Annotated in this window: 18 protein-coding genes; 10 read left to right on the forward strand and 8 right to left on the reverse strand. The window is 70.4% G+C overall.

The features are described from left to right. Positions 1–7: 7 nt before the first annotated feature. Together rpsP and rimM are read left to right on the forward strand one after the other, a co-directional pair. Positions 8–370 carry a 30S ribosomal protein S16 gene (gene rpsP, locus JOE48_RS19355; RefSeq protein ID WP_192706308.1) on the forward strand — a complete coding sequence of 121 codons (363 nt, stop codon included), beginning with the start codon at positions 8–10 and terminating at the stop codon, positions 368–370. A gap of 11 nt (positions 371–381) precedes the next feature. Further along, positions 382–1,077, forward strand: coding sequence for a ribosome maturation factor RimM (rimM, locus tag JOE48_RS19360; protein WP_210032219.1), 696 nt, complete (start codon positions 382–384; stop codon positions 1,075–1,077). A 104-nt stretch (positions 1,078–1,181) separates the two neighbouring features. Here the strand turns inward: rimM and JOE48_RS19365 are convergent, their stop codons facing one another. The 3 genes from JOE48_RS19365 to pcaD all read right to left on the reverse strand — a co-directional run bounded on the left by JOE48_RS19365 (position 1,182) and on the right by pcaD (position 6,871). Continuing rightward, positions 1,182–4,526, reverse strand: coding sequence for a GAF domain-containing hybrid sensor histidine kinase/response regulator (locus JOE48_RS19365; RefSeq protein ID WP_210032221.1), 3,345 nt, complete (start codon positions 4,524–4,526; stop codon positions 1,182–1,184). A 79-nt stretch (positions 4,527–4,605) separates the two neighbouring features. After that, on the reverse strand, positions 4,606–5,865 hold the full coding sequence (locus tag JOE48_RS19370) for an O-antigen ligase (protein ID WP_210032223.1): 1,260 nt from the start codon (positions 5,863–5,865) through the stop codon (positions 4,606–4,608). Positions 5,866–6,073: 208 nt separating this feature from the next. Then, positions 6,074–6,871 carry a 3-oxoadipate enol-lactonase gene (gene pcaD / locus JOE48_RS19375; RefSeq protein ID WP_210032225.1) on the reverse strand — a complete coding sequence of 266 codons (798 nt, stop codon included), beginning with the start codon at positions 6,869–6,871 and terminating at the stop codon, positions 6,074–6,076. 456 nt (positions 6,872–7,327) lie between these two features. Here pcaD and JOE48_RS19380 point away from each other — a divergent pair, with 456 nt between their 5' ends. Continuing rightward, entirely contained in the window at positions 7,328–7,528 is a 201-nt protein-coding gene (locus tag JOE48_RS19380) for a hypothetical protein (protein WP_210032227.1), read from the forward strand. Positions 7,529–7,860: 332 nt separating this feature from the next. On the opposite strand, the gene JOE48_RS19385 is transcribed toward JOE48_RS19380, so the two are convergent. Then, a complete protein-coding gene (locus JOE48_RS19385) occupies positions 7,861–8,238 on the reverse strand; it encodes a hypothetical protein (RefSeq protein ID WP_210032229.1) in 378 nt (125 codons plus the stop codon). Between the two features lie 58 nt (positions 8,239–8,296). Here JOE48_RS19385 and JOE48_RS19390 point away from each other — a divergent pair, with 58 nt between their 5' ends. Next, positions 8,297–8,725, forward strand: a complete 429-nt coding sequence (locus JOE48_RS19390) for a DUF1810 domain-containing protein (protein WP_210032231.1) — start codon at positions 8,297–8,299, stop codon at positions 8,723–8,725. Between the two features lie 4 nt (positions 8,726–8,729). On the opposite strand, the gene JOE48_RS19395 is transcribed toward JOE48_RS19390, so the two are convergent. After that, on the reverse strand, positions 8,730–11,207 hold the full coding sequence (locus JOE48_RS19395; RefSeq protein WP_210032233.1) for a PBP1A family penicillin-binding protein: 2,478 nt from the start codon (positions 11,205–11,207) through the stop codon (positions 8,730–8,732). 149 nt (positions 11,208–11,356) lie between these two features. Continuing rightward, on the reverse strand, positions 11,357–12,010 hold the full coding sequence (locus JOE48_RS19400; RefSeq protein ID WP_210032234.1) for an HdeD family acid-resistance protein: 654 nt from the start codon (positions 12,008–12,010) through the stop codon (positions 11,357–11,359). 193 nt (positions 12,011–12,203) lie between these two features. On the opposite strand from JOE48_RS19400, the gene JOE48_RS19405 reads away from it, so the two are divergent. Continuing rightward, the gene (locus tag JOE48_RS19405; protein WP_210032235.1) at positions 12,204–13,475 is read left to right on the forward strand and encodes an HlyD family secretion protein; all 1,272 of its coding nucleotides are present in this window, start codon (positions 12,204–12,206) and stop codon (positions 13,473–13,475) included. Here JOE48_RS19405 and JOE48_RS30400 read toward each other — a convergent pair. After that, positions 13,462–13,698: a hypothetical protein gene (locus JOE48_RS30400; protein WP_245252881.1), complete on the reverse strand. Its 237-nt coding sequence runs from the start codon at positions 13,696–13,698 to the stop codon at positions 13,462–13,464. The two genes, JOE48_RS19405 and JOE48_RS30400, sit on opposite strands and share 14 nt — an antisense overlap. On the opposite strand from JOE48_RS30400, the gene JOE48_RS19410 reads away from it, so the two are divergent. Next, complete coding sequence (locus JOE48_RS19410; protein WP_245253403.1) at positions 13,697–15,211, forward strand: DHA2 family efflux MFS transporter permease subunit; 1,515 nt, start codon at positions 13,697–13,699, stop codon at positions 15,209–15,211. The two genes, JOE48_RS30400 and JOE48_RS19410, sit on opposite strands and share 2 nt — an antisense overlap. A 146-nt stretch (positions 15,212–15,357) precedes the next feature. On the opposite strand, the gene JOE48_RS19415 is transcribed toward JOE48_RS19410, so the two are convergent. After that, positions 15,358–16,581, reverse strand: a complete 1,224-nt coding sequence (locus tag JOE48_RS19415) for a transglycosylase SLT domain-containing protein (RefSeq protein ID WP_210032237.1) — start codon at positions 16,579–16,581, stop codon at positions 15,358–15,360. Between the two features lie 320 nt (positions 16,582–16,901). On the opposite strand from JOE48_RS19415, the gene JOE48_RS19420 reads away from it, so the two are divergent. From JOE48_RS19420 to JOE48_RS19435, 4 genes are all read left to right on the forward strand, one after another. Beyond that, a complete protein-coding gene (locus JOE48_RS19420; RefSeq protein WP_210032238.1) occupies positions 16,902–18,092 on the forward strand; it encodes an inositol-3-phosphate synthase in 1,191 nt (396 codons plus the stop codon). A 286-nt stretch (positions 18,093–18,378) separates the two neighbouring features. Further along, positions 18,379–19,308, forward strand: a complete 930-nt coding sequence (locus JOE48_RS19425) for a hypothetical protein (RefSeq protein WP_210032239.1) — start codon at positions 18,379–18,381, stop codon at positions 19,306–19,308. Between the two features lie 44 nt (positions 19,309–19,352). Continuing rightward, positions 19,353–20,567 (forward strand): class I SAM-dependent methyltransferase, encoded by a 1,215-nt coding sequence (locus JOE48_RS19430; protein WP_210032241.1) that lies wholly within the window; start codon positions 19,353–19,355, stop codon positions 20,565–20,567. Beyond that, a complete protein-coding gene (locus JOE48_RS19435) occupies positions 20,567–21,562 on the forward strand; it encodes a Gfo/Idh/MocA family protein (protein WP_210032243.1) in 996 nt (331 codons plus the stop codon). The genes JOE48_RS19430 and JOE48_RS19435 overlap by 1 nt, the downstream gene beginning before the upstream one ends. Positions 21,563–21,635 lie beyond the last annotated feature (73 nt).

Raw genomic sequence — 21,635 nt, forward strand, 5'->3', positions numbered from 1 at the left:
TCAGACCATGGCCCTCAAGATCCGTCTCACCCGCGGCGGCGCCAAGAAGCGCCCCTACTACCGTATCGTCGTCGCCGACGCCCGCGCCCCGCGCGACGGCCGCTTCATCGACAAGGTCGGCGCCTACGACCCGATGAAGGCCAAGGACGATCCGGCCCGCATCATCCTTGACAACGAGAAGATCCAGAGCTGGCTCGCCAAGGGCGCGCAGCCGACCGACCGCGTCCTGCGCTTCCTCGATCAGGCGGGCCTCGCCAAGCGCCCGACCCGCAACAACCCGCAGAAGGCCGAGCCGGGCGAGAAGGCCAAGGAGCGTGCCGCCAAGCGCGCCGAGAAGGCCGCAGCGCCCGCCGAGGACGCCGCCGCGTAAGGCGCTCGGTCATGGCGCGCCGCCCCGCAGGTCCCACGCCCCGCGACGGCGGCCGCCGTGGCCGCACGAGCACGGCGATCGGCGCGATTGCGCCGGGCGCCGCAACTTCGCCCAAGGCACCGGCCCCCAAGCCGGCGCCGCCGCCCGTGCCGCCCGATCCGAACCTCGTCCTCCTGGGCGAGTTCGGGCGGGCGCACGGCCTCACCGGCGAGGTCCGGCTCAAATCCTACACCGGCGATCCACGGGCGATCGCGGGCTACGGCCCCCTGCAGACGGCGGACGGGAGGACCCTGACGCTTGCCGAAGTGCGCCCCGCTCCCGGTACATCGCCCGACATGCTGATCGCCCGCGTCGAGGGCGTCTCCGGCCGCAACGCCGCGGAGGCGCTCAACCGCGTCGCCCTGTTCGTCCCGCGCGACCGTCTGGCCGCGCCCGAGGATGACGACGAGGTCTATGCCGCCGACCTGATCGGCGCCACGGCGGTGGACGAGGCCGGGACGCCCATCGGGGTGATCGTCGCGGTACCGAATTACGGCAGCGGCGACCTGCTGGAATTGCGTCCCCCGGGCGGAGGTGCCACCGCGCTCCTTCCCTTCACGAAGGCCTTCGTGCCCGTTCTCGACCTGGCACAGCGCCGCGTCACCGTGATCGCGCCGGAGGACCTGTTCGCCCCGTCCGGCGAGAAGCCCGCCGACGATCCAGGCTGAGACGTCCGGTCGGCGTCGTGACGGCCGGATTGCTTTGCTCCGCCGATGTGGGCGGCGCCGTCGGCCGGGAACGGTTTACCGGCCTCCCAATCCTGCATCCGGGCTCACGCCGCGCGCAGCTGGCGAATGGCGCGCAGGGCGGTCGCACGCTGGACCTCCAGGCGCCGGATCAGCGGCATCAGGTCGGCGCCCGCATGGGCGGCGGCCTCGACCTCGCGGCACAGGCGGGACAGGCCGACGAAGCCCAGGAGTCCCGCCGCCGCCACGAGCGCGTGCGCGTCGTGGGCAATTTGAAGCCGATCGGTCTCGCTCGGCCGGAAACGCTCCGACAATTCATTCGCCAGGAGATCGAGAAGCGCTGCCACGCGGTCGGATCCGAAACTCACCTCCATCTCGCCGAGCACCGCGGCGTCGAGGATGGCGGAATCGATCTTCGCCCGGCGGCGCGGCTCCTCCGACCGTGCCGGACGGCGCGCCCCCGGTGCCGTCCAGCGGCTGATCGTGGCGAAGAGGTCGGCCCGGCGGAAGGGCTTGCCGACATGATCGTCCATGCCGGCCTCGCGCAGCTCCTCGATCTGCGCCGGCAGGACGTTGGCGGTCATCGCCACGATCGGGATGTCACAGGCCGGCGGCGCGAGCGCTCGGATCCGGCGGGTGGCGGTCAGCCCGTCGACGCGGGGCATCTGGACGTCCATCAGGACGAGGTCGTAGGCGCGGCCCGCGGCGACGGATGTCCCGACCGCCGTGATCGCCTCGGCTCCGTCCCCGGCCACATCCACCGCGTAGCCCTGGGATTCGAGAACCGCGCAGGCGAGTTCCTGGTTGAGCGGCACGTCTTCCACAAGGAGCAAGCGGAGCGGCGCGGCTTTCGGAGCCGTGCGGGCTGCGGCCTCCACGACCGGCGGCGATCGCAGGGCTACGGCCGTCTCCCCGCCGGCGGGCACGCCGTCCGCGCCGGCGATTTCTGCGCTTCGCGGCAGGATGAGTCGGAGCCAGAAGGTCGATCCCTCTCCCTCTCGGCTCTCGACCCCGATCTCGCCGCCCATGAGCGTGACGAGGTGGCGCGAGATCGCCAGTCCGAGGCCGGTGCCGCCGAAGCGGCGGCTGATCGAACCGTCGACCTGGCTGAAGCGCTTGAACAGCCGGTCCTGCTGCGCCGGCGCGATGCCGATGCCGGTATCGGTCACGGCGAACCGGACGACGTCGCCGGGAGTACCGTCCGGCGCGAGGCTCTCGCCCTCCCGCTGCACGGTCACGGTGACGGAGCCGGCGGGAGTGAACTTCACGGCGTTGTTGAGGAGGTTCAGCAAGACCTGCCGCAGGCGGCCGGGGTCGCCGACCACGAAGTTCGGGAGGGCCGGATCGATCCGGGCCTCGATGGCGAGGCCGCTCCGGAGCGCGCTGCCACGGACGATCGAGACCGTGCCGTCCACGATCGAGATCAGCGGGAAGGAGACCGGATCGAGGGTAAGTTCCCCGGCCTCGATCTTCGAGAAGTCGAGGATGTCGTTGACGACGGTGAGCAGCGCCGCGCCCGAGCTCTGGATCAGCTCCAGACGGCGCCGGTCCTCGTTCTGGATGGTGCTCTCGTCGAGGAGGAGATCGGCGTAGCCGAGGATTCCGTTCAGCGGCGTGCGGATCTCGTGGCTCATGGCAGCCAGGAACTCGCTCTTGGCCGCGCTTGCCCGCTCGGCCTCTGCGCGTGCAGCCTCCGCATCCCAGGTCGCCGCGCGCAGGGCGGCCTCGGCGGCCTTGCGTTCGGTGATGTCGAGATGCAGGCCGACCATCCGCTGCGGCTGGTCCTCGGGCCCGAACAGGGTCCGCCCGCGGGCATAGAGCCAGCGCTCGCCCACCCGGAACTCGGCCGCGTAGGCGGTGGAGGTCTCCACCGCCCGCCGGATCTCGTCCCAGACATCCCCGACATCGTCGGGATGGAGGAGCGCCGTCCAGTCCGCCGCGGCGAGCGCGTGGGGTTCACCCAAATCGGACAGGCCGTGCATGCGCGCGCTCTCGGGACTCAGGGTGGCGATCCCCGTGCGCATGTCCCAGTCCCAGGTGCCGGCGCCCGCGGCGTCCAGAGCGATCCCCAGAAGGCCGCGGGCCTCCTCGACCGCCAGCCGTGCCGTGACGATGTCGTCGACGTCGAGGGCGGTCCCGAGCCACTCCGCCACCGCGCCGCTCGCGGGATCGAGCCGGATCGGGATCAGCGCGATCTTGTGCCAGCGATAGGCGCCGTCGTGGCGCCGGATCCGCCATTGGCCGCTGTAGCCCGTGCCGGTCTCGACCGCCCGGTTCCAGGCCGCCTCCATGGCGGCGGAATCCTCCGGATGGTTGCGGACGAGGCGCTCGGCCCGCTCCGGCCCGATCGCTCCATAGTAGCTGTGGAACTGCGCGTTGGCGTAGGTCGCCTGCCCGTCGCCGACCCGCATGGTCCAGACCAGGAGCGGCAGCGTCTCGGCGAGGCTGCGGTAGCGCAGCGCGCTGCGGCGGACCTCGTCCTCGGCGCGCCGACGGTCGGTGACGTCGATCAGCACCCCGACGAGGCCCGCGACCGCGCCGTCCCCGCGGACCATCCCACGGACGACCACGTGGCGGGTCTGCCCGTCGGGCCGCAGCAGCCGCGCCTCGAAGTCGAAGCTCCTGCGGTGGGCGACGGCCTCCGCGACGATCGCCTCGATCCTGGCACGGTCGTCGGCATGGTAGATCTGCGCGAAGCCGGAGAGCCGGGGCGGCGGCGTCTTGGGGTCGCGACCGGCGATCGCGTGGAGGCTGGCCGACCAGACCTGCTGACCGTCCGCGAACTCGACGCGCCAGTTGCCGATGCTGGCGAGTTGCTCGGCCATCGTGAGCTGGTGGTTCACCGCCTCCTGGGCGCGGGCGCGGGCGTTGATCTCGCGGTGCTGCTCACGGATCAGGGCCTCGCGGATGACGCCCTGCTCGATCTCGCGGCCCCGGCGCGCATTGGCCTCCGTCAGCCGCAGATGGGCGACGACGATCTCGGCGAGGTCGCGCAGGGCCGCCTGGTCGGCCTCCGAGAAGGTGGCGCGGGGCTCGGGATCGGCGAGGCAGAACGTGCCGATCCGCAGCCCCTCCTCGAGGCTCAGCGGAACGCCCGCGTAGAAGCGGATTCCGCCCGCGCGGGTGACGAGCGCCGCATCGCGAAATCGGGGATCCAGCCGAGCGTCGGGAACGACCAGCACGGCATCGCCGCGGATCGTATGCTGGCAGAAGCTCTCCGCGCGCGGCATCCGGACCGGAACGTCGGCGCACGGCGTTTTCAGCCATTGATGCGTGTCGTCGATCAGCGCCACGAAGGCGCTGCGCACGCCGAACAGGCGGCGGGCCGTGCGGCAGACGGCGTCGAAATGCGGCTCGGGCGGCGTGCCCAGGATGCCCAGGGCGTTCAGGGCGGCGAGCCGATCCGCCTCAGTGTCCGGCTGTGTCGTCACGTACCGTCTCCCGGTGCGGATGCGCCGCTCGGCGATCAGCTCGGCCGCAAGCCAGCGATGACCCGGCCGCGCCCGCGTTTCAAGCGCGCCCGGCCTGCGACGTGGTCGCGCGCACCCGCGCGGCCTCCAGCGCCCAGACCATGCCGAGCATCATGTAGACGTGCCGCCATTTCTCGATGTCGATCTGGAAGGCCTGCAGGAAGAACATCAGCAGCGCCGGCCAGACGATCTGCGCGTGCGCCCGGACGGGCGACGGCCGCATCAGGAGCCGGAAGCCGACCACGCTGGTCGTCAGGACCAGACCGATGAAGACCGCGCCCCCGAGCCAGCCGCCATTGGCGAAGGATCCGATGTAGGAATTGTGCGGCTCCAGCCCGAAGACCAGCCGCCAATGCATCGGGCCCATCCCGAACGGCCGCTCCAGCAGCATGGCGAAGCCCCGGATCTGGTTGCCGAAGCGGCCGGTCTCGCCCTGATCGTAGTCCTGGGTCAGGGCGGCGCGGGTCTCGAACATCTTGTGGACGTGGTCGACCGAGAGCAGGGCGATCACCGCCACGGTGCCGAGCACGATCGTCGCCAACGTCAGGAACGCGATGCGCCGGCGCAGGCGGGGCGAGGCGCTGCCCGCGTAGACCGACCCGACCATCAGCAGCACCGCCACGACGCTGCCGCCCCAAGACCCGCGCGAGAACGACAGGAAGATGCCGGCGACGATGATCAGGAGCCCGGCGAGGGAGATCAGCGGCCGCCGCGTGGAGCCGGTGAGCAGACCGTGCATCAGGTAGAGGGCGCCCAGCGTCAGGAACGATCCGAACACGTTCGGGTCCTGGAATGTCCCCGAGGCGCGGTCGTACTTGTAGAACAGGTCCTCGATTCCGAGCCATTGCAGGTAGCCGACGATGCCGAGCGCCGCAGAGAACACGCAGCTCGCGGTGTAGGCCTTGAGCGCCAGCTCCATTCGGGCGTGGGTGTCGTCGGCGAAGAACATCGCGAAGAAGATGCAGGTGACCGAAAGGTAGATCAGCTGGATCGTCCAGGTGACCGGGAAATCCTCGTTGAGGTACGGCAGCAGCGCCGTGACGATCGCCGCGAGATAGAGCAGCAGGAGCGCGAGCAGCGGCACCGTCCCGCGGTGGAGGCGCACGCCGAGGCAGAGCCACAGCACGATCGTGGGGATCGCCACGGCGTCGTAGGGCGACGTCTCGGAGAAGGCGAAGCAGGCGAAAAAGATGAAGGCCGCGAACAGCGCCTTGGCCAAGCCCTCGACGGCCGCCAGGAGCGGGATGCCGGCCGTCATCCCGGACGGGACCGGGGCGCCGGGCGCTGCGGTATGGGCCATGATACGCGGGCTCCGCGAGCCGATTACGCAGGCCCGCAGCCGCCAGACTGACACTCAATGGTTGAGATTCGGCTTCGGGATCGAGGTGGATGAATCCGCGGGCGATGAAGAGCGCGCGCGACGGATCCGCGTCTCTCCTTTGTGGGCGAGGGGATGCACAGCATGCTCTTTGTCCCCCCTCCTGTTCGCGCAGATCCCCCCGAGCCGTTCAGCCTCCTGACGTGTTGCGGTCGAGGAAGGCGCGGAGGTAGCCGCCGGCGGCTTCGGCGCGCTCGACCGCCAGCAGATGCGCGGCCCGCGGCAGAACCACGAGCTCGGCCTGGGGAATCCCGCCGCAGATCTCCTGGGCCATCGCCGGAGGCGTCGACGGGTCGTCGCGTCCGGCGATCACCAGGGTCGGCGCCGTGATCGCCGAGAGAGACGGCCGCAGATCCATGCGTCCGATCGCGCCGCAACAGACTGCGTAACCCGCCGGGTCGCAGGCGAGGAAGTGGTCGCGGATCGCCTGAACCGTCATCGGCGCGCGCCGCGCGAAATCCGCGGTGAACCAGCGCCCCAGCGTCGCCTCGACGACCGCTCCGGTCCCCTGGGTCCGCACGGTCTCGGCACGCTCGTTCCATGTCTGAGCGCCCGGCATGTGGGCGGCGGTCGCCATGAGGGTCGCGCTGAGCGGCCGTGCGGGATCGGCGCTCGCGAGCGCCTGCACAATCATGCCGCCGAGCGACAGGCCCACCAGATGGGCCCGGCCGAGGCCGAGGGCATCGAGCAGCCCTGCAAGGTCCTGGGCCAGGGTGGCGATCTCCGTGGGCGCATCGCGGGTCTCCGTGCCGCCGTGGCCCCGCGTGTCGTACCGGAGGGTCCGGTACCGTCCGCCGAGCGCCGGGAGCAGGGCGTCCCACATCTCCAGCGTCGCACCCAGCGAGTTCGAGAAGGCGATGACCGGTGCCCCCTCGGGTCCCTCGAGGAGGTACCGGAACGAGAGTCCGCCGATGGTGATCTGCGGCATGCGTTGATCTCCGAGTGCAGGTCCGGGCCGCGGTGCGGCGCGCCGTCAGGAAGCAGGTCCCGTCAAGATAGGCCCCGCGCCGGCGTGTCGAGGCTCCCGGCGCTGCGCCCGCGCACGGCCTCGGCGCTCGAGAGGCGGCGGCTGTCCGGGGATCTCGCGGCTGCGCGTCCCCGCGTGCCAAATGCTCGTGAGCGGGCAAAATGGCGGGGATGCCGATACCTTGCTGGCTGTCGGGACCAACGTCGACTCCGCACCGCCGCGCCCTGCGATGACGATGCAGTGAGCCGCGCGGTGCGGACGGGCGATCCCGGACCGGCCTTCGAGATGGGTCGACGCGGCCCCTCCCGAATGGCCCGACAAGCCGCCTGTGAGCCGGAAGGGACGAGCGATGCACGAGCCTTCGATCGGGGAGTCCATGAGAACCCTGCCGACTTCTGGGACACCGTTGCCGGAACGGTGACCGCCAGGGTCGAGCCGGTGATCGGCCGGGGCGAGAAGCAGCGCGGCCCGGTGATCGACCACCTGCGTGACCTCGCGGTGCCGGCCCGGCGTCAGTGCAGCAGTCGGGAGACGGGGCAGATCATCGCCTCTTGCCGGCGGCGTCTCGGCGATTGCAGCAAGATCGGGCTGCCCGACGGGTCGTTCACGCGGGGCTGAGTTTCGCTACGCCGACGGGGGAAACGCGAGCCGTTCCCGATCGGGTTCGGCCGGAGGCGATGGACGTGCCCGAGCCGGACGAATCGCGGGGCCCGCTCCCGTGCGGGCTAGGGGCGGTTCTGAATTGCCCGCCTCCGGCGTGCCCCTCCGGATCCGGGCTCGCCTGCGGCGCCCCGGAAAGACGGGATTGCTCAACCCGCCCAGGCCATCGGCAGGCCGATCCATCGTCTCACGCGTCGAGCCCGTAGCCCGCACGGGAGAGGGGGCATGGCGCGGCTGCCGCGACCGGGGTCGCCTTCCTGCAAACCGTTGCCACACGATCGGAAACGGCTCTAGGAGCGGCGTCCCGGCGTGGCGACTTGGAGTCGCGATGCCCGCGACCGGATCAGGAAGAGCGCGGCTGCCACCGCCCAGGCCGCACAGGTCGGTGCGATCCATTGCTGCAGGTTCGGCAGGGACCAGCCGTACAGGAACTCGGCGCCGAGATGCGCCTGAACCGCGTCCCAGCCGGCATGCTTGATGTCGTGCTCGCGCTGTCCGGCCTCGCGGCCGTAATAGTAGGTCGAGACCAGGAGCGCCGCGGTGCCCTCGGGACGGGGCGTGCGCAGGAGGATCAGGGCCACGGCCATCCCGGCGGTCTCCAGAACCGCCGTCATCGCGTGACTCGCCGCCGGGTTCGCGATCATGAAGCTGATGAGGTTTTCGAGCATGGCGGCCGCATACACCAGGGCGGCCGATGCGTCAGGGATAGGTGTCGAGGAGCAGCCCGTGGCCGAGCCCTACGATCTTGACCGTTTCGTCGCGGCACAGGAGGGCGTCTACACGCGCGCCCTCGCGGAGCTGCAGGCCGGGGAGAAACGCAGCCACTGGATGTGGTTCATCTTTCCCCAGATCGCCGGCCTCGGGTCCAGCCCGAAGGCGCAGCGTTACGCGATCGGATCCCTGGGCGAGGCCGGCGCCTACCTCGCGCATCCGGTGCTCGGACCGCGGCTGCGCACCTGCACGGCGGCCGTCAACGCCGTGGCCGGGCGGTCGGCGCACGCGATTTTCGGCGCCCCCGACGACGTCAAGTTCCGCTCCAGCATGACGCTGTTCGCCGCCGCCGCGCCGGACGAGCCGCTCTTCGCCCAGGCGCTGACGCAGTATTTCGGCGGCTCGCCCGACCCGCTGACGCTCGCCAAGCTCGGCCGGGTCTGACGCCCTACCGGCCCCACAGGCCGACCCGCTCGGCCCGCGCCTGCTCCTCGGCCCCGAGCAGGTCCGGCGGCGCATCCTCCGAGGCGCGGGCGCCGCCGGCCGTCAGAATCAGCCCGGCGAGATCGTCGCCCTCGATGCGGCAGCGGGCCTTCGCGCCGTCGGAGATGCCCGTGCAGACCACCTCCCGCCGCCGCAGGTAGCTCGCGAGCTGGCGGGCGAGGTGGCCGCGCTCGCCCTCTACCCCGAGGAGGCGCACGACGCGGCCGCGCAGGTTCAGGGTCCCGGTATCGATCACCTCCGGCACGCCCCGGATCTCGCCGGCCGGGGTCGGATCCGCCACGGCCGCCACCGCGCGGGGCGGCTCGGCCCGCTCCGCCGAAGGGCGCGGCTTGCCCTTGGCGAGCTTCTCCGACGCCCGCTGGACGAAATCGTGGAAGATCCCGGCGGGCATCTCGCCGCCGAACATCCGGCTCATCGGGCTGTCGTCGTCGTTCCCGATCCAGACCCCGACCACGAGGTCCGGCGTCATGCCGACGAACCAGGCATCGCGGAAATCCTGGCTCGTGCCGGTCTTGCCGCCGATGATCTGGCCGGGCACCCGCGCCGCCCGGCCGGTCCCGGACTCGACCACCGCCTGAAGCGAGTCGAGCATCATCGTGCGCGGCTCCTGCGCGAGCGTCGCCCCGGGTGCGGGATCGGTCTGCACGTAGAGCGGCTGCGGTGCCGCCGCGCGGATCGCCTGGATGCCGTAGGCCTGCAGCGGGGTCCGGCCCGAGAGGACCGATCCGTAGGCCCGGGTCATCTCCAAGAGATTCACGCCGCCGGAACCCAGGACGAGGCTCGGCACGTTCGGCAGGTCAGACTGGATGCCGAGCCGGCGCGCGGTGGCGATCACCGCCGGGATGCCGACCTCCTGGCCGAGCTGGGCCGCCACCGTGTTGATCGAGAGCGCGAAGGCGGTCCGCAGCGGCACCGGGCCGCGATAGCGACCGTCGTCGTTCTCGGGCTCCCAATTGCCGATCTGGACCGGACGATCGACCAGGACGGATTCGGGGCTGTAGCCGTTCTCGTAGGCGGTCAGGTAGACCAGCATCTTGAACAGCGAGCCCGGCTGGCGCTTGGCCTGGACGGCGCGGTTGAACTGGCTGTCCTCGTAGTCGCGGCCGCCCACCATGGCGAGGATCGCGCCCTCCTTCGACAGCACCACCATCGCCGCCTGACCGACCTTGCGGCGCCGCCCGTCCTTGTCGAGGCGGCGGGCGACGATGCCCTCGGCGAGGCTCTGGAGGTCGAGGTTCAGGGTCGAGCGGACCGTGACGTCGCCGTCCTTGCCGGCGAGGCGCTTCACGTCGCCGGCGATCATGTCGAGGAAGTAGTTGGTCCCGGGCGGCGTCTCGGGCGGCGTCTTCAGGGTCACGCTCTGCCGGCGGGCCGCATCAGCCTCAGCCTGGGTGATCGCGCCGGTCTCCACCATGGCCTGGAGGACCACGTCCGCCCGCTCCTTGGCGCCGCCGAGGTTGCGGGTCGGGGCGAGCTGCGACGGGGCGCGCACGAGGCCGGCCAGCATGGCCGCCTCGGGCAGACTCAAGGCCTTGGCCGGCTTGCCGAAATATCGCCGCGCAGCCGCATCCGCCCCATAGGCGCCGGCGCCGAAATAGGCGGTGTCGAGATAGCCGAGCAGGATCTCGTCCTTACTCATCGTCGCCTCGACGCGCAGCGCCAGGAAGGCTTCCTGGACCTTGCGCCAGAGCGTCTTCTCCTGGTTGAGGGAGGTCAGGCGCGCATATTGCTGCGTGATCGTCGATCCGCCCTCGCGCACGCCGCCGCCCGTGACGTTGCGCCACGCCGCCCGCGCGAGCCCGCGCAGGTCGAGGCCCCAATGGCTGTAAAAGCGCCGGTCCTCGATCGCCACGATCGCCTGCGCGAGATGGGGCGGCAGGTCGGCGGCGGTGAGCTTCTGGCCGCGGAAGCTGCCGCGCGTGGCGAAGACGCGCCCGTCATCGGCCTCGACGGTGATTGCCCGCTGGCCGGTCTCAACCACGGCCCCGCCGAGCGGCGGCAGGGTCAGGAGCGCGACGAGCAGATAGAGCGTCAGCGCCAGGACCGGCAGCAGGATCGCGGCACCGGCAGCGAGAAGGATCGGCCGCCGCCGCGCCGGTCCGCGCCGGAGCGTCCCGGGCTCGGCGTCAGGTCGGTCCGCGGCGGACGGTGCGCTGGGCCGGATCTCCGACCGAACACGATCCGGTTTGCGCGCCAGGAGCGCGCGAGTGCGGGCGGATGCGACGCCTCCGAAACGCGCGATCCCGCGTCCGCCCGCGGCGAGCAGGACCCACAGGTGCCGCAACAGGTCGAGAGCAGCGCGCCGCGCCTCGCGGGCAGCCAGGCGCGGATCGGCGGCATCGGCCCCCGGCACGCGCATGGCCTTCGGATCTGACGGTGTCGGCCCGTCGGCGGGGGCGCGCTCCGGCGCGTCGGGCGTCATCGCATTGCAGGGTCCGGGACCGGCCGTTCCGGTCGAGGACGTCTTCTAGGCTGCTTCCGGCCCCGTGTCCCGCAATCACCGCGGTGCGATCGGGCCCGGAGGTCGATCCTGACGCGGCCGTGTGGATCGCGCCACGGATCCGGCCCGGATCAGCGCCCGGTCGGGGTGATGGACGGCCCGTTCGCCCCGTGCCGGCTCCGAAGCTGGAAGGCCAAGATCAGCAGGAGCACGCCGAAGGCGAAGGTGTAGGCGCCGATCCACCACGTCAGCACCAGGGCCGACATGCCCGGCTCGAGGATCAGCGCGATCCCGAACAGGATCGACACGACGCCGCCGAGGACGAGCCACCAGCGGCCGTAATGGAGGTGCAGCCGGAAGGCGGCGGCAATCATCAGGCCGCCGGTCACCAGGGCCCAGACGGCGAGCAGCAGCACGAAGGCCCAGACGGCGGCCGCCGGGACCAGCACCGCCGCGACACCCACGATGATGTCGACGAGGCCTTCCAGCAGCAGGAAGCCCCAGCGCTCGTGGCGCTGCGCCGCCCGAACCGCGCCGACGATGGCGAAGACGCCGTCGGCGAACATGTAGGCGGCGAAGAACAGCACCAGCGACAGCACGAAGGCGCCGGGCGCGATGAAGGCCACGGCGCCGAACAGGATCGCGACGACACCGCGCAGGGCGACGAGCCACCAGTTGCGGGCGAGCGCCGCGCTCATGGCATCGAGGCGCGCGGCTCCGACGAGCGGGACGCCGGATGGCGACGTGGCCGTCGGGCCGGAATTGGGTGTCGGACTGCTGGTCATGGCGGAACTCCAGAGCGTATTGCCGTTAGCGGCAGAGGTTCCGGGCGCAGAACGCCGCAGTGCGGCAAGCGTTCCTGGGGCCGGCGACCGCATCATGGAACCTTGGGCCAGCGCTCGGCTTTTGCAGTGCGAGGCGGGCGATATGCACTGTCCGGCCACCGTCAGGGGCCGGCCCACCGGGCGACGATTTCCCATGTTTGACGATCAGCGGCAGGCCTCCGAGGCGGAGGCGCGCGTGCGGCCGGGCGATGGCCGGGCCGATGCGGTCGATCGCGATGTCGTCGATCGCGATGTCCTGGATCTCGGTCGGCCAGCCCACGCGCGCGAGACGGCGCGCAAGCCCGGGTCGGAGAGCGAGGATCAGGAGGCGGATCAGGACGCGCCGGAGGCGGAGAACGACGAGAGTGCGGATGAGGAGGAGGGCGAGGAGCGGCGGCCCAACATCCTGCGCCGCCATCCGTTCGCGTTCCTGCTGGGTGCGCTCGCGGTGGCCGCTCTGTGCGTCGGCGTGTTCTTCTACTGGCTCCTGTACATGCACCCGTACGAGAGCACAGACGACGCCTTCGTGGACGCGCGCAGCATCTCGATCCAGCCCAAGGTCGGCGGCTACCTCGTCGACGTTCCGGTCACCGACAATCAGCACGTCGAGGCCGGGCAGGTGCTCTTCCAGATCTACCAGCGCGACTACCAGATCGCCCTGGAGCAGGCGAAAGCCCAGGTCGCGGCCGACGATGCGGCGATCAAGAACATCGATGCCCAGATCCAGGCGCAATACGCCAACATCGACGTGTCGAAAGCGCAGGTCGCCACCGCCGAGGCGGCCCTGAAATTCGCCCAGGAGGATGCGGCCCGCTACAAGGACCTCGCCGAGCGCGGCTCGGGCTCGATCCAGCAATCGCAATCGGCGACCTCGACGCTCCAGCAGCGGCAGGCCGCGCTGCAGAGCGCCAATGCCAGCGTGGTCGCCGCGCAGAAGCAGATCGGCTCGCTCCAGGCGCAGAAGGCCTCGACGCAGGCGCAGCTCGCCCGCGACACGGCGCAGGTCGAGCAGGCCGAGCTGAATCTCGGCTACACCACGGTCCGTTCCGTGCAGTCCGGCCGCCTCGTCCGGTTAACCGGCGGCATCGGCCAGCTGGCCCAGGCCGGCCAGACTCTCGCGACCTTCGTGCCGGACGACATCTGGGTGACAGCGAATTACAAGGAGACGCAGATCACCGACATGCGTCCGGGCCAGCCGGTCGACATCGCGATCGACGCCTACCCGGGCCGCAAGATCCACGGTACGCTGGCCTCGGTGCAGCCGGGCTCCGGCACCGCCTTCAGCCTTCTGCCGGCGCAGAACGCCACCGGCAATTACGTGAAGGTGACGCAGCGCATCCCGGTGAAGATCGTCGTCAACGACTGGCCGACGGACGTCGCGATCGGCCCGGGCATGTCGATCGTCCCGACCATCACGGTCCGGTGAGCGCGATGGCCCCCAAGGGCGGGTCGGCTGCACCCGGGCGGAAGCCGAACGCCGGTAACAGTTCCTCGGGCAAGCCTTCTTCGGGCAAGCCTTCTTCGGGCAAGCCTTCTTCGGACAAGCCTTCTTCGGACAAGCCTTCTTCGGACAAGCCTTCTTCGGGCAAGGCGCCAGGCGGCCACAATCCCTGGCTGATCGCCGGCGTGGTGGCGCTGGCGACCTTCATGGAGGTGCTCGACACCACCATCGCCAACGTGGCGCTCCGCTACATCTCGGGCGGCCTCGCGGTCGGGCCCGACGAGGCAGCTTGGGTGGTGACGAGCTACCTCGTGGCCAACGCGATCACGCTCACGGCCTCGAGCTTCCTGGCCAAGCGCTACGGCCGCAAGGCGTTCTTCATGTGGTCGGTGGCGTTGTTCACTGTCTCGTCGCTCCTGTGCGGCTTCGCCTGGAGCCTGGAATCGCTCCTGTTTTTCCGCGTGCTTCAGGGGCTCGGCGGCGGCGGCATGGCGCCGCTCGCCCAGTCGATCCTGGCCGATTCCTTCCCGCCGGCGAAGCGTGGCCAGGCTTTCGCGCTCTACGGCGTCGCCATCGTCGTGGCGCCGGTGATCGGGCCGACGCTCGGCGGCTGGCTCTCCGACAACGCCTCCTGGCACTGGTGCTTCCTGATCAACGGCCCCGTGGGCGTGATCGCGCTGGGGCTGATGTACTGGCTGATCGAGGACAGCAAGGCGGCCAAGAAGGAGCGTCGCGCTCTGGTGCGCAAGGGCATCCGCTTCGACATCGTCGGCTTCGTTCTGGTCGCCCTGTTCCTCGGCTCCCTGGAGGTGATCCTCGACGAGGGCCAGCGGAAGGACTGGTTCGGCACCTCGACGCTGATGAACCTGTCCGGCGTTCTGATGGTGGTCTCGTTCGTGGCCATGATCCCGTGGCTCCTGAACAGGAAGAACCCGGTCGTGGACCTGAGCCTGCTGGGCAATCGCCAGTTCGGCTCGTGCTTCCTGGTGATGATGTTCACCGGCGCGATCCTGATCTCGACCACGCAGTTCATCCCGCAGATCACGCAGGAATATTACGGCTACACCGCCACCCTGTCGGGTCTCGTCCTCGGTCCGGGCGGCATCGTCACGGTGGTGATGATGTTCCTCACCGGCCGGGTCTCGGCCCATGTGCAGCCGAAATGGCTGATCGCCGCCGGCATGACCATCGTGGCGCTCGGGATGTACGACCTGACGCGGCTCAACGGCACGACGACCTTCGCGTTCTTCGCGTGGTCGCGCGTCTGGATCGGCATCGGCCTGCCGATGGTGTTCCTGTCGATCACCTCAGCCTCCTACGAGGGCATCCGCAAGGACCAGACCGATCAGGCCTCGGCCCTGATCAACGTCGCCCGCAACGTCGGCGGTTCGATGGGCGTCGCGCTCGCCCAGAACATTCTCGCCTATCGCAGCCAGTTCCATCAGAGCCGGCTGGTGGAGAACATCAACCCGGCCGAGCCCGCCTACCAAGAGACGATGCGGCAGGCGACGCAGTACTTTTCCGAGCACGGCTATGTCGGCGTCGAGGCCCAGAAACAGGCGACGGCCTGGATCGGCAGCGTGCTGAGCACGGAAGTCGCCTACTGGGCCTATATCGACGTGTTCTGGGTGCTGGGCATGGTTGCCGCCTGCGCAGTGCCGCTGGCGCTGAGCCTGAAGAGCGTCAAGCTCGGCGGCGGGGCTCCGGCCGGAGGGCATTGACGAAAAGGGCCATACCTCGGCCCCCGTCGATCCGCGCCGTCAATCCGGGGCGCCGAAGGCGAGCCCGCAACCCAGAGGGATGGCAGGGTGATGCCTGCGATGCCTCCCTCACGGTACCCGCTCGCGCCAGGACGAAGACCCGGTCCTCAAACCCCGTCCGGCGGCAGCGCCTCGGTGACCTGCACGCGGCGGCTACCCGCAGCCTGGCCCGCCTCTTCGGCGGCGATTTCGGTCTGAGCCGGCCCCTTGTCCAGGGCCTCGGCCACCGCCGCAACGCCCTTGTAGCGCGTCAGGCGCCGGTCGATCATGTCCTCGATCCGCCCGTGCAGTTCGGCCACGGTCAGGCTGCGTCGCTTGCCGCCGGTCTTCTCGGTGAACAGGCTGCGATTGGCCCGCGCCGCGCTGCGGAACTCCCGCCCTGCGACTTCGTCGGGCTTCTCAGAGGAGAGCGACAGGAAACGTCCGGCGCTGGCCGTGCCGAGGAAATGCGCGAGGTAGAGTTCGGTGGTGGACAGGGCCCGGCCGACCCGCGCCTCGATCCGCTCGCGGTCGCGCTTGATGAGTTCGGCCGCCATCAGCGCCGCCACACGCGGATCGTTGCGCAGGCCGAGAACCCGATTGCGCATGCCGGCCGTCACGGTGATCGCGGAGCCGCGGCCCTTCACGGCGGCGGCTTCCTCGGCGAGCCCGTAGCGGGCGCCGTAAGTGCGGATCATCTCCAGCCAGGTGCGGGCGACGAACTGAAACAGGCCCTGCGCCGACGAGGTCGCGGCCTTCGCGTCGGTATCGAAGCTCGATTCTTTGTCGGCCAGCGCCATCATGTAGACGGGATCGACCCCGGCCTCGTCGGAGGCCTTCACGATCGTGTCGACCACCTTGCCCGGCACGCTGCGCGCGCCGAACTGGACGGCGGCTTCGCCCTGCTCCTGGGTCACGCGCGGCAGGGCGGCGAGGTTGTCCTGGATCAGCGCCGTGGTGGCAGGCTCCTGCTCCGGAACGGGCAGGCCGCTCCAGGCGGCATAGGCTTCGGAAGAGGCGGCCTCGATCGGCGCGGCTTCCCTCGTAGAGCTGGCGAGCGTCTGCGCGGCCCGCGGGCTGGTATCCACCCGGTCGTGAGCCTGCGCGGCGGGCGCGAAATAGGCCGGTGCGAAGGCCGCTTGCGGCAGGCCGAACCCGGCGATGAGGCCCAGGGCCAGCGTTCCAGAGAGCCGGCGGATCCCGTTTTGGCCTCTGCGGCGAAGTGACCGGCGCTCTGTTCCGCGTCCGGCCCGCGGCAGCCACGCCACGGTTTCATCCTCACTTTGGCTCACGATCGGCGCGAGTCGGCTCACGTCGTCGGCGCAACGCGCCGGCTCCGGGAAAACCCCCATTACTGGTCCTCTTCAGAATTTCCTTTGTCGGCCCGGCGTCTGGCGTCCGGGTCCTTGGAAGCGGCGGCCGTATCGACGCCGGCCGTGACCAGAATGGGACGGCTCCGTGATCCAAGCGTGGCACGGTCAACGAAGGGTTAACCCTGCTTTTTAAGGCCGCCGTAACGCCGCGATCGCGCCGCGCTCTGAGGATTGGAGGCGCAAAGTTGTCGCATTCGGCTTGGAACGCCGCACGTCCGAGCCAGTTAGGTACCGCCCGGGGGGGCCGAACTTTCCGTCCCAAGACGCCACCCGCGTCCCCACAAGGACATCAGTTTCCAATGAGCATGCAGTCCGGTCGCCGCGTCGGTGTCGCGTTCGTTGGCATGGGAGGCGCCGTCGCCACCACCGCCATCGCCGGCATCGAGATGATCAAATCCGGCTCGAACCGTCTCGACGGGCTGCCGCTCGCCGGCCTCTCCGTGGCGGGCCTGGCCGATTACAAGGATCTCGTCTTCGGCGGCTGGGACCTGAACGGTGACGATCTCGGCGCCGCCGCGAGCGGCCACGGCGTGCTCTCGAAGGACGATATCGAGAACGGTGCCCAGATCCTGAAGGGCATCACCCCCTGGCCGGCGGTGGGCAGCGCCAAGTTCTGCAAGAACATCGACGGCCAGAACCGCATCGTCGCCAAGGACCATCGCGAGGCGGTCTCGGTGATCGCCAACGATCTTCGCCGCTTCCAGAAGGAGAGCAACCTCGACGACGTGGTCGTGGTCAACCTCGCCTCCACCGAGCGCTGGCCCGACCTGAACGACCCGACCCTGAATTCGACCGCCGCCTTCGAGAAGGGCCTGGATTCGAGCGACGAGGCGATCTCGCCCGCCATGCTCTACGCCTACGCGGCGATCAAGAGCGGCATCCCCTACGCCAATTTCACCCCGAGCGTGGCGGCGGACGTCCCGGCGCTCCTCGATCTCGCCAAGGAGCTGAACGTCCCGGTGGCCGGCAAGGACGGCAAGACCGGCCAGACCATGATGAAGACGGTGCTGGCGCCCGCCTTCAAGGCGCGCGCGCTGCACGTCGACGGCTGGTTCTCGACCAACATCCTCGGCAACCGCGACGGCCTCGCGCTGAACGACCCGAACTCGCTGCAGTCGAAGCTCAACACCAAGGGGACGGTGCTCGATTCGATCCTCGGCTACCCGGTCGAGGACCACCTCGTGCACATCCACTATTACCGCCCGCGCGGCGACGACAAGGAGGCCTGGGACAACATCGACGTCACCGGCTTCATGGGCCAGCGGATGCAGATCAAGGTGAACTTCCTCTGTAAGGACTCCATCCTGGCCGCTCCGCTGGTCATCGAGATCGCCCGCGTCCTCGACCTCGCGAACAAGCGCGGCGACGGCGGCGTGCAGGAGCAGCTCTCGACCTTCTTCAAGGCCCCGATGGTCAAGAACGGCCACGGGCCGGAGCACGCCTTTGGCAAGCAGGAGAAGATGCTCCACGACTGGCTGGGCGTGCACTGAGGCATCCCGCATCGACGGGCACGGTATGAACTCGGTACGGCCGCATCGTCGATGACGGGCCGGAACCGGCCCCCTCTCGCCTGCGGGAGCGGGTTGGGGGGACGAGAGCGCTCGGGATCGGGCGCGCCATTGACGTACGGTCACGGCGCGCCCATCCGGACAGATCTGATCCCTCACCCTGTCCCTCTCTCGTACGGGGGAGGGAACCCGCGTCCCGCTGGACGAGGGCTGAGTCCGTCCGAGGCGCCTGTGAGGGCGTCAGAGCCTCATCCGGTCGAAAGAGACGATGCCTAGCGAGAATCCCCCGTCCCAATCCGGAGCTTCCGCGCCCGAGGCTTTGCGCGACCTCCTGATTGAGATGAACGATCTCAAGCGCGTCCGCTCGGCCGGCCGCCAGGGGTCGATCGCCGAGCGGCTGTTCGCGCAGGGCTGGGGGCTGCTGACCGGCGGCGCCGCGCCCGACGACGTCGCCCTCGACATCACCGCCACCACGCTCGCTGCAACGCGCCTCTGCGACCTCGACGCGGCCTTCCTCATTGCGGCGGGACTCTCGGACGAGGCCGCCTCGGCGGTGCTGGTGGCGGGCTTCGACGCCGTGACCCTAGACCTCGATCGGGAACTCCGCGCTCGCCTGCGCGCCCGGCTCGCGCCGCGTCCGGCGGGCCAGCCCGGGCCGCTGCCGGGCTTCGTCGGGGCCCTGGCGCAGCAGCCGCGGGCGGGCGTCACCTGTCCCGGCCGCGCCCGCATCCTGCTCGAGCCGCCGGAGAACCACGCCGAGCATTGCCTGATCGTGGCGGTCTACGGTGTCTGCCTCAGCCCGTTCTACCGGGCCGATCCCGGCACCGTGTTCCTGGCCGCGATGGCCCACCACTTCCACAACGCCGCGATGCCGGATGCCGGCTTCACCGGCGAGATGCTGCTCGGCGACCATCTCGGCCCGATCATGGCCACCACCACCGCCTGGGCGCTCTCCGAACTCGCCGAGCCCCTGCGGGGTCAGGTCGAGCGCGCCCGCGCGGTCCTGCCGGACGACGCCACCGCGGAGGGGCGCGCCTTCCACGCGGCGGATTGCATCGACCGGGTCCTGCAGATCGCCCAGCACCTGCGCGGGGCCTCGACCACGATGGGGATGGTGCTCGACGAGTGGGAGCTGGTCCATGCCGGCCCGGTGAAGGGCTTCCACGACCGTGTCCTCGCCGACATGCGCATCCCTTGATCGCCGGATCCATCCGCCCATCTGCCCGGGCGGTGCCGAGAGCCATGATCCCGTTCGAACTCACATCGCCGGATACCGGCAACCCGCTGAAGGCCGACGGCCCGCACGCCCTGCGCGACGCGGAGACCGGCGCGCGATGGCCTGTGATCGACGGCATCCCGTATCTGCGGATCAACCGCGAGGCGCTGATCGAGCGGGTGCTCGCCCATCTCGACGCCGGCGAGCCCGACGAGGCGCTGGCCGCCCTTCTGGTCGATCAGGATGATTGGTGGAACGGCCCGCCCGCCGATGCCGCCGGGATCATCCGGCTCATCAAGACGCGCCGTGAGGCGACCCTGCGCGACGCGGTCGAGCTCCTCGGCTGGGGCCGCGTCGGCGACTATTTCCTGCACCGCTGGAGCGACCCGACCTTTCTGGCCGGCCTGTCGCTGCTGGAGGCGCACTGGAACGAGCCGATCTGCGTCTTCGAGTTCGCCTGCGGGATCGGTCACTACTTGCGCGAGCTGCAGCGGCGCGGTTGCAAGGTCGCCGGCGCCGACGTCGTCTTCGCCAAGCTCTGGGTCGCGCGCCACTGGGTCGTGGCCGAGAAGGCGCAGCTCGTCTGCTTCGACGCTGGCTCAGCCCATTGGCCGATTCCGGGCGCACCGGTCGATCTGGTCGTCTGCAACGACGCCTTCTACTTCCTCGACGACAAGGCGGCACTTCTCGACTGTCTGCGCCAGAACGCGGGCGATGACGGCTGGCTGGCGCTGAGCCACATCCACAACCGCGACTGCCCGGGCTTCTCGGCCGGCCGGGCGGTGTCCGCCGAGGACATCGCCGAGCTGTTTCCGGATGCCCTGGTCTACGACGACGCGGAGCTGACCCGGGCGCTTGTCGAGGTCCGGGCGCCGGCGCCGCAGGAGCCCACCGCCTTGCAGCGCTGCGAGGCGTTCTCGGTGGTGTGCGGTCCCGGCATGCGCCCGGCGCCGCGCGCTCTGGTCGATGGCCTGACCCTGCCGAAGCCCGGGACGGTCCTGCGGCTCAACCCGCTCTATGCGCCGGTGGACGCAGAGGGGGGAGGGACGGGTGCGGAGCCTGCAGCCCGCTACGTCATCCGCTGGCCTTCGGAGCGCTACGAGGCGGAATACGCCCCCCGCGCCACCTATCCGCTGCGCTCGCCTGGCCCAGAAACCCTGACCTTCGCGGAAAGCCTCGACGCGGCGGAGATCCAGCGCGTCCGCGTGCGCGAATTCGTCGACCTGCCGGAGCGGTGGTGATGGATGTCGTCGGCTGGGGCATCGTCGGTTACGGCTGGGTCGCCCGTGACTATATGGAGCCGGGCATCCGTGCCGCCGGGCACCGGCTGATTGCAGTCTGCGATCCCAATCCGGAGAGCCGCGCGGCCGCCGAGCGGGCCGGCGCCGGCGGGCACGCCGATCTCGCCGGCCTGATCGCCGAGCCCGAGGTCGAGGCGGTCTACGTGGCGACGCCGAACCATCTCCACCGGGCCGCCGTCGAAGCGCTGGCGGCGGCCGGCAAGGCCATCCTGTGCGAGAAGCCCATGGCGGCGACGCTCAAGGACGCCGAGGCCATTACCGAGGCCGTCGAGTCGCAAAAAATCTTCTACGGGACGGCCTTCGACCAGCGGCACCATCCGGCCCACCGGGCGATCCGCGCGCAGATCGAAACCGGGCGGCTCGGCACCGTGACGGCGGTGCGGATCGTCTATGCCTGCTGGCTCGGGCGCGATTGGTCGGAGGCCGGCCAGCCGAACTGGCGGATCGACGCCGCCCAGGCCGGGGGCGGCGCCCTGATGGACCTCGCCCCGCACGGGCTCGACCTCGTGGACTTCCTGCTCGGCGAGCCGATCACCACCATCGCGGCCCTGACCCAGACCAAGGCCCAGGATTACGCGGTCGACGACGGCGCCCTGCTGATCGGGCAGACCGCGGGCGGGGCCCTGGTGAGCCTGCACGTCGCCTACAATTACCCCGACGCGTTGCCCCGCCGCCGCCTGGAGGTGGTCGGCACGAAGGGTTTGCTGATCGCCGAGAACACGATGGGCCAGACGGCCGGCGGGTCGCTGACCTTCATCGACGGCGCCAGCGGGCGCTCCGAACCGCTCGCCTTCGACGCCGACAGCTCGCCCTTCACCGCGCAGGTGCGCGCCTTCGGCTCGGCCCTGCGCCGGCCCGAGGAGCGGGCGGCGTACTCGGCGTCCCGAGACCTTCACACGATGCGGCTCGTCGCCCGCGCCTACGGGCAGGGCTAGCGACTGCAGGACAGGATGAGCAAACGTCGAGCAGCAACCGATTCAGTCCAAGCCGCACCCTCATTCTGAGGTG

It is taken from the genome of Methylobacterium sp. PvR107, assembly GCF_017833295.1.
Classification (GTDB): domain Bacteria; phylum Pseudomonadota; class Alphaproteobacteria; order Rhizobiales; family Beijerinckiaceae; genus Methylobacterium.